Annotated in this window: 17 protein-coding genes; 9 read left to right on the forward strand and 8 right to left on the reverse strand. The window is 56.2% G+C overall.

The annotated features are described in order from the left end of the window. The 9 genes from C1J03_RS05160 (at nucleotide 1) to trpB (ending at nucleotide 7,443) form a co-directional block, all read left to right on the forward strand. Nucleotides 1-609 carry a (d)CMP kinase gene (locus C1J03_RS05160; protein WP_114884354.1) on the forward strand — a complete coding sequence of 203 codons (609 nt, stop codon included), beginning with the start codon at nucleotides 1-3 and terminating at the stop codon, nucleotides 607-609. Nucleotides 610-763: 154 nt separating this feature from the next. Continuing rightward, complete coding sequence (locus C1J03_RS05165) at nucleotides 764-1,324, forward strand: hypothetical protein (protein ID WP_368073920.1); 561 nt, start codon at nucleotides 764-766, stop codon at nucleotides 1,322-1,324. Between the two features lie 135 nt (nucleotides 1,325-1,459). Next, entirely contained in the window at nucleotides 1,460-2,266 is an 807-nt protein-coding gene (locus C1J03_RS05170) for a glycosyl transferase (protein WP_114884356.1), read from the forward strand. Nucleotides 2,267-2,492: 226 nt separating this feature from the next. Beyond that, on the forward strand, nucleotides 2,493-4,172 hold the full coding sequence (gene rpsA / locus C1J03_RS05175; RefSeq protein ID WP_254694179.1) for a 30S ribosomal protein S1: 1,680 nt from the start codon (nucleotides 2,493-2,495) through the stop codon (nucleotides 4,170-4,172). Nucleotides 4,173-4,452: 280 nt separating this feature from the next. Beyond that, nucleotides 4,453-4,737: an integration host factor subunit beta gene (gene ihfB, locus C1J03_RS05180; RefSeq protein WP_114888855.1), complete on the forward strand. Its 285-nt coding sequence runs from the start codon at nucleotides 4,453-4,455 to the stop codon at nucleotides 4,735-4,737. Next, entirely contained in the window at nucleotides 4,737-5,087 is a 351-nt protein-coding gene (locus C1J03_RS05185; protein ID WP_114884358.1) for a lipopolysaccharide assembly protein LapA domain-containing protein, read from the forward strand. The genes ihfB and C1J03_RS05185 overlap by 1 nt, the downstream gene beginning before the upstream one ends. 9 nt (nucleotides 5,088-5,096) lie before the next feature. Then, a complete protein-coding gene (locus C1J03_RS05190; protein WP_114884360.1) occupies nucleotides 5,097-5,747 on the forward strand; it encodes a phosphoribosylanthranilate isomerase in 651 nt (216 codons plus the stop codon). Between the two features lie 250 nt (nucleotides 5,748-5,997). Beyond that, nucleotides 5,998-6,120, forward strand: coding sequence for a hypothetical protein (locus tag C1J03_RS25935; RefSeq protein ID WP_302661615.1), 123 nt, complete (start codon nucleotides 5,998-6,000; stop codon nucleotides 6,118-6,120). A gap of 90 nt (nucleotides 6,121-6,210) precedes the next feature. After that, nucleotides 6,211-7,443 (forward strand): tryptophan synthase subunit beta, encoded by a 1,233-nt coding sequence (gene trpB, locus C1J03_RS05200; RefSeq protein WP_114884364.1) that lies wholly within the window; start codon nucleotides 6,211-6,213, stop codon nucleotides 7,441-7,443. 10 nt (nucleotides 7,444-7,453) lie between these two features. On the opposite strand, the gene C1J03_RS05205 is transcribed toward trpB, so the two are convergent. The 8 genes from C1J03_RS05205 to C1J03_RS05240 form a co-directional block, all read right to left on the reverse strand. Then, the gene (locus C1J03_RS05205) at nucleotides 7,454-8,104 is read right to left on the reverse strand and encodes a site-2 protease family protein (protein ID WP_162798448.1); all 651 of its coding nucleotides are present in this window, start codon (nucleotides 8,102-8,104) and stop codon (nucleotides 7,454-7,456) included. Between the two features lie 40 nt (nucleotides 8,105-8,144). Next, nucleotides 8,145-8,723: a DUF4893 domain-containing protein gene (locus C1J03_RS05210; RefSeq protein WP_114884368.1), complete on the reverse strand. Its 579-nt coding sequence runs from the start codon at nucleotides 8,721-8,723 to the stop codon at nucleotides 8,145-8,147. A gap of 1 nt (nucleotide 8,724) precedes the next feature. Beyond that, a complete protein-coding gene (locus C1J03_RS05215; RefSeq protein WP_114884370.1) occupies nucleotides 8,725-9,108 on the reverse strand; it encodes a DUF2237 family protein in 384 nt (127 codons plus the stop codon). 12 nt (nucleotides 9,109-9,120) lie between these two features. Beyond that, nucleotides 9,121-10,284: a serine hydrolase domain-containing protein gene (locus tag C1J03_RS05220; protein WP_114884373.1), complete on the reverse strand. Its 1,164-nt coding sequence runs from the start codon at nucleotides 10,282-10,284 to the stop codon at nucleotides 9,121-9,123. Between the two features lie 81 nt (nucleotides 10,285-10,365). After that, nucleotides 10,366-11,406, reverse strand: coding sequence for a DUF2332 domain-containing protein (locus C1J03_RS05225; protein ID WP_114884375.1), 1,041 nt, complete (start codon nucleotides 11,404-11,406; stop codon nucleotides 10,366-10,368). After that, on the reverse strand, nucleotides 11,403-12,080 hold the full coding sequence (pth, locus tag C1J03_RS05230; RefSeq protein ID WP_114884377.1) for an aminoacyl-tRNA hydrolase: 678 nt from the start codon (nucleotides 12,078-12,080) through the stop codon (nucleotides 11,403-11,405). The genes C1J03_RS05225 and pth overlap by 4 nt, the downstream gene beginning before the upstream one ends. A 68-nt stretch (nucleotides 12,081-12,148) precedes the next feature. Continuing rightward, nucleotides 12,149-12,712, reverse strand: coding sequence for a DUF2087 domain-containing protein (locus C1J03_RS05235; protein ID WP_114884379.1), 564 nt, complete (start codon nucleotides 12,710-12,712; stop codon nucleotides 12,149-12,151). Nucleotides 12,713-12,969: 257 nt separating this feature from the next. Next, nucleotides 12,970-13,626 (reverse strand): 50S ribosomal protein L25/general stress protein Ctc, encoded by a 657-nt coding sequence (locus C1J03_RS05240; RefSeq protein WP_114884381.1) that lies wholly within the window; start codon nucleotides 13,624-13,626, stop codon nucleotides 12,970-12,972. Nucleotides 13,627-13,697 lie beyond the last annotated feature (71 nt).

Consider the following 13,697-nt stretch of genomic DNA (forward strand, 5'->3'; position numbering starts at 1 on the left):
ATGGGCTTTACGGTTTCCATCGACGGGCCAGCAGCGGCAGGTAAAGGTACGATTTCAAAAGCGGTCGCCTTGCATTTTGGCTTTGCGCATCTGGATACGGGGCTTTTGTACCGTGCTGTTGGGGCCAAAGTTCTTGAGGGCGCGGAGCCGTTGGCCGCGGCGCTGGCATTGATGGCTGATGATTTGGACAATGACACGTTGCGTCGGCCCGAAGTGGCGCAGGCTGCGAGCAAAGTTGCGGCTCTGCCAGCCGTTCGAGCCGCTTTGGTAGATTTTCAGCGCAGTTTTGCTGCACGTGTTGGTGGGGCCGTGTTGGATGGGCGTGACATCGGTACGGTGATTTGCCCAGAGGCAGACGTAAAGCTGTTTGTGACAGCCAGTGCAGAGGTCCGAGCGAGGCGTCGATTTGCCGAGCTGTCGGTCAAGGGGCTTGCGCAAAGCTTTGACGAAGTGCTTGCAGATGTGCAGGACCGGGACGCGCGCGACATGGGCCGTGCTGATGCGCCGCTCAAGCCCGCCGCGGATGCGATCGAGATCGATACTTCTGATATGGCGATTGAGGATGCGGTCGCTGCGGCTGTAGCGTTGGTCGAAGCCAAGGGCGCATAGAAAACCTCACCTCACCTCGGCCGGCACCGGTGCTCTACAAATGCTGGCTGCATCACGTGACTGCATACCGCCGTGCGCTCACCCAAGCGTGCGTGGTATTACAGACGACGCTGTCCTAGGCTTGAGCGGAGTTTAATGCAAAAGGGGCAGCCCTATGATGAGATTTCTATTCACCACGTTGGCCATGACCGTATGGAGCGCCACAGCCATGGCGCAAGATACACAGGTGGCTCCCGACGCCGTTCCTGAGATCGCTCAAGAGCCGCGGATGACCTTGCAGCGATTAGCGGGTATCGTCCAAGCGATTGACCCTGACGTTATTGCACGCGGGCCGTCTTTGGAATTTACGCTGGACGGTATTCCGGTGATCATTATTGCAGATGCCACGGCTGACCGGATGCGCGCGATGGTGCCCATTGCAAGCTCTGAGGGGTTGTCGTCAGAAGAGTTGCTGCGCCTGATGCAGGCCAATTTCGATACGGCGCTAGATGCGCGCTATGCAGTTGCACATGGCCGGGTATGGGGCGTTTTCATTCATCCGTTGTCGCCGCTGGAAAAGGATCAACTGCTGTCTGGGTTGGTTCAAACCATTGAAGTCGCACGCAGCTATGGCGCAGCCTATTCGGGCGGCGCGCAGGTCTTTGGTGGCGGCGATTCCAACGGGATTTATCAAAAGCTCTTCGATGAACTTAAAAAGAAGGGCGAGGCGCTTTAAGCGCTAGCCTTGGGCGAGACGTGATCGAGACCTTTCCCAAGTGGATCGCGATGCGTGCGAGATTGCAGTGTATACCAGCTTGACCTTTGCTGTTTCTCCAAGGAGTTTGCCGGGGAGAAACCAAAGGGCCCAGGCATGAAAAAGCAGATCATTTGTATCAACTGGGGATCCAAGTACGGAGCGCCCTACATCAACCGTCTTTATGGGATGGCGGCGCGTAATATCACCGGTGACTTTACCTTTACCTGCTTTACCGACAGCACAAAGGACGTGCGCCCTGAGGTGATCTGCCGTGATTTACCAGTGGTGGACATCAAGATGCCCACATCCAAAGGCATTTGGCCAAAATGCAGGCTTTGGAGTGAAACGCTTGAGGGCGTGTCGGGCGCGGTGCTGTTTCTGGACCTTGATTTGGTGATCACCGGCAGCCTTGATGATTTTTTCGAACATGGCGATCCAAATGACGTGATTCTTGCCCGCAACCCAACCACCCCGTTTGAGCGGTTGGGGCAAACATCAATCTTTCGCTATCCGGTGGGAAAACTGGCGCCTCTATTGGAAAAGTTCGCGGCTGATCCGCAGGGAACCGCGGATAAATACATTTTCGAGCAGCGTTTTGTGACCCAAAATGCCCCCGGTGGCGTGACGTTTTGGCCAAAGCCGTGGGTCCGGCATTTTCGCACGCAGTGCATTCCGCTCTTTCCGATGAACTATCTGTTTGCGCCTCGTTTGCCACGGGATGCGCGGGTAATCCTGTTCCCTGCAACGCCAAACCCACCCGATGCGCTTGCAGGCCGATGGTGGAGCGAAGTCCCGGCCGTGGGCCGCTGGGAGCATATCAAACGCACATGGACCGGCCCGCGCAATGTTCGCGGTCGTTTCCGGCATTTGCGGCGTTTCTTGCTGCCTACTGAATGGATCGCCGAGCATTGGCGAAAATAGGCGCAGCGCGCTTGGGCTGCGTCTTGACCCTTGCGACAAGCCGCACAATCGCCTATACGCGGCGCATTCAAGGGGCGGATACAAGCTTCGGACGTTAATCTCAGGCAGGGTCGGATCGTTCCGGCCCTCTTTCTTTGCGTCCGACTGCCCCGATGGATCAATTGAACCTAAGACCGGCGGAGACAACCGCACGGCCAGAAAACAACGCTGAAGGAATATACGCTACATGGCGCAAAACACATCTATGGAAGACTTCGAAGCACTGTTGGAAGAAAGCTTTGAAATGGACACGCCCGATGAGGGCTCAGTTGTCAAAGGTAAGGTCATCGCAATCGAAGCGGGCCAAGCTATCATCGACGTAGGCTACAAAATGGAAGGCCGCGTTGAGCTAAAAGAATTTGCCGATCCAGGCGAAGCTCCCAAAATCGAAGTTGGCGACGTGGTCGAAGTATTCCTTCGCCAGGTTGAGAACTCCAAAGGCGAAGCGGTTATCTCTCGTGAGATGGCGCGCCGCGAAGAAGCTTGGGACCGTTTGGAAAAAGCCTATGCCGCAGAAGAGCGCGTCGAAGGTGCAATCTTTGGCCGCGTCAAAGGTGGCTTTACTGTTGATCTGGGCGGCGCTGTTGCGTTCCTTCCCGGCTCTCAGGTTGATGTGCGCCCCGTGCGTGATGCGGGCCCATTGATGGGTCTTAAGCAGCCGTTCCAGGTTCTGAAAATGGACCGTCGCCGTGGTAACATCGTTGTATCGCGTCGTGCGATCCTCGAGGAATCACGTGCCGAACAGCGTGCCGAAGTTATCGGCAACCTTACCGAAGGCCAGACGGTCGACGGCGTGGTTAAGAACATCACCGAATACGGTGCGTTCGTTGATCTGGGCGGCGTTGACGGCTTGTTGCACGTCACTGACATGGCATGGCGCCGTGTGAACCACCCATCCGAGATCCTCGCCATCGGCGAAACGATCAAGGTGCAGGTCATCAAGATCAACAAAGAGACACACCGTATCTCCCTCGGCATGAAGCAGCTGCAGGAAGATCCGTGGGATCTGGTTCAGGCGAAGTATCCGCTCGAATCATCCCACACTGGCCGCGTAACCAACATCACCGATTACGGTGCATTTGTTGAGCTTGAGCCAGGTGTCGAAGGTCTGGTTCACGTGTCTGAGATGTCTTGGACCAAAAAGAACGTGCATCCCGGTAAGATCGTTTCGACCTCGCAAGAAGTCGAAGTCATGGTGCTGGAAATCGACGGTGCCAAGCGCCGCGTGTCTCTTGGTCTCAAGCAGACAATGCGCAACCCATGGGAAGTGTTTGCAGAAACGCATCCTGAGGGCACCGAAGTCGAAGGCGAAGTCAAGAACATCACCGAATTCGGTCTGTTTGTTGGTCTCGACGGCGACATCGACGGCATGGTTCACCTTTCCGACCTCAGCTGGGACCAGCGTGGCGAAGAGGCGATCCAAGATTACCGCAAAGGCGACACGGTTCAGGCCGTCGTCTCTGAAGTGGACGTTGAGAAAGAGCGTATCTCGCTCTCGATCAAAGGTGTCGGTGGCGATAAGTTCGCCGAAGCCGTGGGCGGCGTTAAGCGCGGCTCCGTGGTGACCGTGGCCGTGACGTCTATCGAAGATGGTGGGATCGAAGTGGAATACGAGGGCATGAAAGCCTTCATCCGCCGCTCTGATCTGTCCCGTGATCGTGCCGAGCAGCGCCCAGAGCGCTTCAGCGTTGGCGACAAAGTTGATGTTCGCATCACCAATGTCGACGCCAAAGCACACCGCTTGGGCGTTTCGATCAAAGCACGTGAGATTGCAGAAGAGAAAGAGGCCGTTGAACAGTACGGTTCCTCAGACTCCGGCGCATCGCTCGGCGATATCTTGGGTGCCGCGCTTAAGGGCGACGAGTAACTCAAACAAGACGGATTACCGTCTGGTAAAGCAAAGCCCCGCACATCACGTGCGGGGCTTTTTCTATGTGCGAATCGGGTTTGCTGATGAGAGGCCGAGTTGAAGGAATTTTGTCAGTGAATGACCAATTCCGATGCATTTGGGTGAAAAATGCTAAAAATACAGGTAGTTCCGCCCGCAATCGGCCCTAAAGGGTCGCAACTTTGTATTCCCGTGTGGCATGTTTCTTCCTATACTCGATCAACAATTTCTTGAAACATTGTCTCGGGGGGGCACCCATATGATCCGGTCAGAACTGATCCAAAAGATCGCAGACGACAATCCACATCTCTACCAACGTGACGTGGAGCGGATCGTGAATACGATCTTTGATGAGATCACTGGTGCCATGTCTAAAGGCGACCGTGTGGAGCTGCGCGGCTTTGGCGCGTTCTCGGTAAAGAAACGTGATGCGCGGGTTGGACGGAACCCTCGCACTGGTGAAACGGTTCATGTAGAAGAAAAGCATGTGCCGTTCTTCAAGACCGGCAAGTTGCTTCGTGATCGGCTGAACGGGAAAAGCTAATGCGTTATGTACGTTACTTGTGTATCGCGATCTTTGCGGTCGCGCTTATTTCTGTGGCATTGGCCAACCGCACGCTTGTACCTCTAAAGATTTTACCCACTGAGATTGCTGGTTTGTTCGCCGTAAATCCTCAGGTTGAACTGCCGCTGTTCTTGGTCATCCTTGGCAGTATCGTTGCAGGTCTGCTTGTTGGGTTCGTATGGGAATGGATCCGAGAATACGGCCAGCGCGCTGAAGCGGCCAAACAAGCCCGTGAGATGCGCCGACTTGAGCGTGAAATCGCACGTCTGCGCGGCGAAAAGCACGAAGGCAAAGACGAAGTGCTCGCGTTGCTGGATCAAGCCAGCTAAACGCACCTCATGTCTGACGTTCATGTTAAAATTTGTGGATTGCGAGACACTGCCAGCGTTGATGCGGCGGTTGCTGCAGGCGCGCGTTATGTCGGCTTTGTTTTCTTCCCCAAATCACCGCGCAATATTGATCTATCGGTTGCCAAAACGTTGGCGGCGTCGGCGCCTGCAGGGGTTTGCAAAGTTGCCCTCACAGTGGACGCTGACGATGACATGCTTGATGCACTGACCGCGGCTGTGCCGTTGGACATGTTGCAGCTGCACGGTCATGAGAGCCCTGAACGCGTGGCCGACGTGAAGCGCCGCTATGGCCTGCCCGTGATGAAGGCGATTGGCGTCGCTGATGCGGTTGATCTAGCGCAGATTGACGCGTTTTCGCAGGTGGCTGACCAACTTCTGATCGACGCCAAACCGCCAAAAGGGGCTGATCTACCCGGTGGGAATGGCCTGGCATTTGACTGGCGGTTGATCGCCGGCCGGCGCTGGCCTGTGCCCTGGATGTTGGCTGGTGGTTTGACTCCGCAGAATGTTGCGCAAGCCGTCAACTTGACGGGGGCGCGGCAAGTTGACGTGTCTTCTGGCGTCGAATCCGCGCCTGGGGTGAAGGACGCTGAAAAGATCGCGTTGTTCCTCAGCGCTGTCTCGAACGATGGAAAATAGCAACCAATTGGACTTTTGATATTTGGCTCTGATGAGGGTGGCAGCAAAATATCATATAACTTTAGGTATCGTTGTTTCGTAATTCAGATCTGATCCTTTAGCAAAAATACTGATGCCAAGTATTTCTCATTGGGCACTGATGTGTCGGGTCCAAGAGAAACGGCGAGCATCGGTCTGTAGATGTTCTCAAATCTTAACCGGTTTCGGCGCGATCAGTGGTTCAGGCACCTTCGATTTCGAGAATAAGCTGATGGGTGGCAATGCAATTATACTGACCGGTTCGCAGATTGCGGCCGTACCACTGCCTGCAGGCCTGCCTTTGCTGGCTGGTGGTCTGATGCTGATGGGTATTGTACGTCGTCGCCGCGGCTAAACCTCTCAGGTGATGCAAGAATGAACGGGTTGGGCTTGCGCTCAGCCCGTTTTTTATGAAGATGCCCCTCTGACCGACAGGAGCACTTCAATGGCCAACGAACTTTTCAACAGCTTCATGACCGGCCCCGACGAAAACGGGCGCTTTGGTGATTTTGGCGGGCGCTTTGTCTCTGAGACACTGATGCCGCTGATCCTTGAACTTCAGGAAGAATACGAAAAGGCCAAAACTGATGACAGTTTCTGGGCCGAGATGAACCATCTGTGGACCCATTATGTTGGCCGTCCCAGCCCGCTTTATTTTGCCGAACGCCTGACTGATCATCTGGGCGGCGCCAAGGTGTATATGAAGCGCGATGAGCTGAACCATACCGGCGCGCATAAGATCAACAATGTGCTGGGCCAAATTATTCTGGCACGCCGCATGGGAAAAAAACGCATCATCGCTGAAACCGGTGCCGGGCAGCACGGGGTCGCCACGGCGACGGTCTGTGCCAAGTTTGGTCTGCAATGTGTTGTATATATGGGGGCCCACGATGTTGAACGTCAGGCCCCGAATGTTTTCCGGATGCGCCTGCTCGGGGCAGAAGTTATTCCCGTGACATCTGGTCGTGGAACGCTGAAAGATGCGATGAATGATGCCTTGCGCGACTGGGTGACCAACGTGCGCGATACATTTTATTGCATTGGCACAGTAGCCGGCCCGCATCCCTATCCAGCAATGGTCCGCGATTTCCAAAGCATTATTGGCAAAGAAGTCCGTACCCAGATGATGGACGCCGAAGGGCGCTTCCCTGATACGTTGATCGCTGCGATTGGTGGCGGGTCAAACGCCATGGGCCTTTTCTTTCCTTTCCTCGACGACAAAGAAGTCGACATCATTGGCGTTGAAGCAGGCGGTAAGGGCGTGAATGCCAAAATGGAGCATTGCGCATCGTTGACAGGTGGCCGCCCGGGCGTGCTGCATGGCAACCGGACCTATCTGTTGCAAGATGATGATGGGCAAATCCTTGAGGGCTTCTCGATCTCGGCGGGGCTTGATTACCCCGGCATCGGGCCAGAGCACGCTTGGCTGCACGAGATTGGCCGGGCCAAGTATGTTTCAATCACGGATGTGGAGGCGTTAGAGGCGTTTCAACTATCATGTGAGCTGGAAGGGATTATCCCTGCACTAGAGCCGTCACACGCGTTAGCTCATGTGATGAAGATGGCCCCTGAGCTGCCTAAGGATCACATCATCTGCATGAACATGTGTGGGCGCGGTGACAAGGACATCTTTACCGTCGCTAAGGCACTGGGTTTCGAGATGGGCGAGTTCGCATAATACGGACTGATTAAGCTTTCAGCATTTGCCAATGCAGGCGGATGGACGGCATGAAGAACAGCAACAGCCCATATGTGATAAAGGAATAGATCATCGCGGGGATCCATAGAACCGCGATAATCAACCCAACGAGGCCCGATATATGGGTGGCTGTCTGGGCTGGTAGGAACCGCATCAAGGCAAGCCGAAATAATTTGCCACCGTCGAGTGGGTGTGCGGGTAGCATGTTGAGGACGGCCAGAAACAAGTTAATCTGCGCCAAGACGATAAACACCCAAGCAACGACTTCGTTGGGCAGGTAGGGCCATGCCAGTGATGCGAGCGCCCAGACCGTTAGGTTGACGATTGGCCCCATAGCCACGATCAGCTCTTGTTCGTGATGTGAAGGGGAACTGCCGTATTCGCAAAAACCGCCACCACCAAAGATCACGACGCGCCGCACGGGTATGCCCTGTACAAGGCAGCCCCACGCATGGCCCATTTCGTGCAGGAAAATGGAGCCGACCAGCATCACAATGAAGATGGCGCTGTAGAACAGTGCCACAACTGAGCTGCCTGCTGCCATCAGGATAAAAATCAGGAATATCAGGCTGCTATGTACTTCAATCGGTACGCCAAAGGGGCCGCGGAAGGAGAAAAGTGTCGAGCCGGTACTAAACATGTGCGCGCCTTTGGGTGCCTGCGATAAGGTATGCAGGCAATCAGCGGGTAAGTTCAAGGATATCAAACGGGCTCTCAACCGTCGGAACTGGAAACATAAGCCGCGCCCGGGTTTCTGAGACACGCTCAAACAGGGCCACATCGGGGTAGATGCTGCCGTCCCCGTTGAAGTCGGGTGCGAGGTCGGCGTAAGGCGGCGGGGTTTGGCCGGCGACAAAGCCTACGCCTAAATAGACGGCACGCCCTTCGCGCATTTCGATGCGGCCACTGGTGCGCTGCGATCCGCTGAGTTTTTCCAACTGCACACCCCTATTGTCGAGCGTGAGGCGGCATTTAAATGGGGAATAGACCACTAATGGTGCAAGGCCGCCCAATTTGAGTGTGCGGCAAGACCATTCGCCGCTCAGGGATGGGTCAAAGGCAACTTGCGGCTCGCCTGAGAGGGCAACTGTGAGAGCCGCAACATCCTGCGGGGATCCATGGGCCAATGCGGTCAGCAGTGCGTCCCCGGCCACAACGCCAAAGCGAGACAGCCGGTCTGCTTCTTGCGGGCGCATGGTGTCTTGTGCCGCGACGGGCAACGCCAAGAGGGCAGTAAAGATCGATGCAAGGAGGCGCATATCAGCCCTTTGGTTCGGTCAGGCTGTGGGCTTTGAGGACGCTGAGCGAGACAACATCTAAAGCGCGCTTGTGGGTCGCCTCAAGATGGATGCGCGGGCCGCAACCTTCATCGGCGGCTTGCAAGAAGCGGTCAGCACACAAGCACCACGGATCACCAGGGTTCAGGCCGGCAAATCCGTATTCGGGGCGTGGTGTCGAAAGGTCATTGCCGAGGTATTTTGAAAACGCCAAAAACTCTGCCGTCATAACAGCACAGACCGTATGGCTGCCTTGATCGGCGCTGCAAGTGTTGCAAAACCCATCACGGAAAAACCCGGTAACCGGATCTGTGCCACAGACCGCCAACGGTCCGTCGATCACGTTGATACTTTCGTCTGGCTCCATTTGGGCGCTCCTTTAAAGGCTGCCTGCGATCAGCCGAAATATTTCCACATTACCAGCCGACACGCCATCCTCGCGAAAGGCCCGGTCGGCTGCGTTAACAGCGATCACCACACCGCGGGCGCGGTCGATGTAGATGTATTGACCGTAGACGCCCTGCGCCATGAATTCACCCTCAGCTGCTCCCACGGGCAGCCACCATTGATAGCCGTAACCCTTTTTCTCCGGGGCCGTAGGCGCGGTCGCAAGGGTAGAGGCGTCGACCCAATCTGCAGGTACGATCTGGGTGCCATTATAGTTCCCATGTTGCAGATACATTTGGCCAAATCGCGCATAGTCCCGTGTGGTCGTGTTCAACCCGCCCAACACAAAAGCGGTGCCAACACCGTCGGTGATGTAATATGGCTCGTGCTCCAACCCCATGGGTGCAATGACTTTTTCGCTGAGTAGGTCCGCGATACTGCGACCCGTGGCTCCGCGTACCACCATGCTGAGGACATGGGTATCGATGGAGACATATTGCCATTGGACCCCCGGATCGACAAAGCGCGCGGTGAGGTCCGCTGCAAAGTCGTCCATTTTGCCGCCAAGTGCCAATACCCGACCCATACGATTGATGTCGGAATTCTTGTCGAGGTAATCCTCGTCAAAGGTCACACCGCTGGCCATGTTGAGCACATTGCGGATGGTGGCCCCATCATATGCGCCATCTTTGAGTGCAGGCACATATTGCGTCACCGGATCATCGAGAGAGGCGATTTTCCCCTCTTGCATCAAAATGCCGATCAGGGCGGAAAGGTAGCTTTTTGCGACCGACCAACTGATGCGTTTGTCTTCTGCCGTAGTGCCTAGAAAATAGTTCTCATAGGCGATTTGGCCGTCTTTTAAGACAACCAGCGCGGTGACGTCTCGGTCTTTGATCCAGGTCTCTACGGGATCAGGAAGGGTGTATGTTGGCCCGTATTCCAGAGGCGTTGTAGGCCCGTTCCCACGCGACACGGGCACCGACAGGAACGCTGCATCCATATGGCTGAAGTTGCGGATGATTTTGTCTTCGGTAAAGAGCGCGTTCACTGCCAGAAGGCGCATGATTTCTTCGCGTTTCCAGGCACCTACGGCGAGGGTCGCCAAGACTGACACCAGTAAAAACCGGCCCAGCCATTTTCCGAACGTCCGCATGTCTGCTCTCCACCTAGGGTTGGGCCACTCAATCACAGCGCAGAGGCGCAGACCAGCGCGACTTAACGTATCAGTCGTGTGTTAAGCGCTATGGGTCCAGCTGATCCAGCGGCCGTGGAAATCAGCGCGGCCCAGCTCGATGGTGATATCACCAGGCCAAAGCCGGAGCGTGATTGCGGCACCTAATTTGCCTGTGCGGTCGCCATCGCTTTCCATCGAGAGCCAGGCGATCGGTCGGTCCGGCGTAGCGTTGGCCCCTGCGGCCTCAATGAGTGCGCGGCCATGCGCTTGGGATTGGGCCGGAAAATACTGCCAAGCCACGGAGTGTTGGATGATGTGCAGGCATCCTTGTGGTGCACGATCTAACCTGCCCGACAGCCACGTTACCGCGTCGCCCTTGTCGATGGGTGCTGTCATGACTGATGCGGCCGCGCGGGTCATCGCAAGGCGATCTGGCTGGTCAGCCCAAAGATACGCAGTGAGCCGCAGCAGGTGGTCGCCGCGTGCAGGATCGAGCGGGTTTAGGTCAACCCCGGCGCGATCCGCAATGTGCGGCGTATTGAACGGGGGCAGGGGGCCGTCCCATTTGGGCCTTAACGTCAGAGCGGGCTTGGTAGGGCCAAATCGGTGGCCTTCAACCTCAAGCGCATAGTGATCCCACATCAGGTTTAACCCGCCGCTGGCCCCAAGTTCGCTTAGGTGGATTGGCAGATCGAAATGCTGCACAGCAACGGCTGCCCCGGCGATTAATGCTGCGGAGCGTCGCACTTCGTTGGTTTGTGGCGGGAGGTCAGTCCAGCCGAGCAAGAAAGTTTCATGCGCCTTTAGCGTGTCGAGAACGATCTGAGTAAGGGCCGCATCACTGACCCTTTGGGGCGGATAGAGGGCAGTCAAATCGGGCGCTGCACCATTAAGCACCAGTGCATGCAAACCGCCTGCAATTCGCAACGGCAGGGAGTGACCGCTGGGGCCGATATCGCCACTGAACCCTGCAAACTTAGCCCCAAGCGCGCTATCTGTTGGCCAATGATCCGCGAGGATGTTCAGCAGTTGATGCATGAAGGGCGAGCCGAGCGCCTTGCAGCTGTCGGCTTGATCCTGAAACGCGGCGCGCAGGTTCATTTGAATTTCGCCATCAGCTTTTGTAGCGTGCTACGGTCGTCGGGCACATCTTCTGCGGCTTTTTGCGGTGCTGGCGTGCGGGGCTTGGTCCCAGTGCTGGGGCGCGCCGGAGCGACGCGCATGGACACCGCATTCATGAATTTAGCGCCGTCGCCCGCGGCGAGATACGGCGCGCCGTCACTGACACCTCGCAGCACATCATCGAGCCAGTTTTCGTCTGCCTTGGCGAAATCATGCAGCACATAGCTTGGCACGCGGTCTTTATGGCCGGGATGCCCGACGCCGAGCCGAACACGTCCATATTCCGCTCCGACATGCGCATGCACAGAGCGCAAACCGTTGTGCCCCGCGTGTCCTCCGGCAATCTTGAACTTGACCTTGCCAGGGGCCAAATCGATTTCGTCATGCAAAACGATCAGGTCTTCGGGCTCGAGTTTGTAGAACCGCAAGGCGGCCTGCACTGATTGGCCTGAGTTGTTCATGAAAGTCTCTGGCTTAAGCAGCACCGCGCGATCCGAGCCAAAGCGCCCCTCGCTGATGCTCCCTTGGTGCTTGCCTTTCCAAGGCCCAAAATCATGATCTTCGGCGATCCGGTCCAGTGCCATAAAGCCGATGTTATGGCGGTTGCGCGCGTATTTTGCACCGGGATTTCCGAGACCTACGATGAGTTTCATGGATGCGTCTCCTTGGCTGCCCTGCGACAATAGCAAACCGTCGCAGGGAGTGGAACGCAGATCGTCAGTCAGGCTCCGTCTGTTTTTGCCATTTCGGTCCGGCGCGACTTCAGCCGTTCAAAAAGCGCCAAGGCAATGGCGGGCGGTTTGGTCTCAACCCTGCGATAGTCTGAGCCATCAATCTTGCGCGTGAGCAGCGAGATTTCGATCAGACTGCGGCGGAGCTGCGCGGGATCACCAAAGAGGTGATGCGCATTGATCGCGGCGTTGACCTCTTTCTCATGCATCATGCGACCCGCTGGCAGGATCGACCAAAACTGCCAGAGGCACAGATCGCGCACCGTGCGGCGGCTTGACCAGCGGATCATTTGTCCAGCGTTATCAAACTGATGCAGCGTACGTTCCAGCAAGTGGTGATCGATGGCCGGCGGGGCAGGCGCTTCGTTCAACCGGGCTTCGGCGGCATGGGCTGCGCGCAGATGCTGGTAATTGCGAAAGCCTGCACTGCGGGCCAGCATATTCATTAGGTTGAGATGTGTAGGTACTTTTGCAGGATCGCTCAGGTGTTGTGACAGGTTGCGTGCAACCACAGTGATATCGGGGGCAGTAAAGGGGATCGGCGACTTTGACATTTCTGGTCCTCTGCATGCCGCATGGATGTCGTGGGTCGCTGGCTTGACGACGCGGCACTGGACGAAAATATCAGGTGCTGCTGAGGACCGAGGGCAGGTTTAGCTTTCCCAGTTAGGGAACAGCGACGCCTTGGTGAACTGCCGACCATTAGCGAATATTCTAGCCCAGAGGCCCTAATCGGGCAAGGGGGGGCAAAACGAAAAACGGGGCCGCGTGATGCGACCCCGTTTCAGCAAATCCCATACGGGCGGTTTGCTTATTCGTCGGCGTCGCCGCCTTCGTCTGTTGTTGGCACTTCGTCTGCCGCTGTTTCGTCTTCGTCCTCATCATCTGCACTCTTGAGAGCAGATGGTGCTGAAATCTGCGCGATCACAAAATCGCGGGCGATCACAGGCTTGGACCCAGCAGGAAGCTTAACGTTCGCGATTGTCGCGCTGTCGCCAATTTCCAGCTCGGAAATGTCGACAGTGATGCTCTCGGGAATGTCTGCGGCTGTCACAACCAGTTCAACTTCAGGACGGACAAGCGTCATTACGCCGCCCTTCTTGATGCCGGGTGATACTTCTTCACCCTCAACGTCAACATTAATGAAGAGGTTGATTTTGGTGGTGCGCTTGAGGCGCATAAAGTCCACGTGCGTCGGCAAGTCTTTGACAACATGGCGCTGAACTTCGCGGCAGATAACGCGGACGTCATCGTGACCTTCGACCTTCATGTTGAACAGCGTCGCCTTAAAACGGCCCGCGCGCAGCATGGTCAGCAGTTTGTTGAATGGGATATTGATCGGTAGCGGCTCTACGTCGCCTCCGAAAATAATCCCTGGTACCATGCCATCACGGCGTGCCTGACGAGCGGCGCCCTTGCCTGTCCCCGTCCGTACCTGGGCTTCAAGATCTGGAATCTCTCCGGCCATATTATTTCTCCAAGTGTTAGGGCGGGAATCCTCCAAGGCTGTATCCCCGCGTGAAGTCGCGCGTATAGACG

Origin of the sequence: Sulfitobacter sp. SK012, from assembly GCF_003352085.1 — a bacterium.
GTDB lineage: Bacteria > Pseudomonadota > Alphaproteobacteria > Rhodobacterales > Rhodobacteraceae > Sulfitobacter.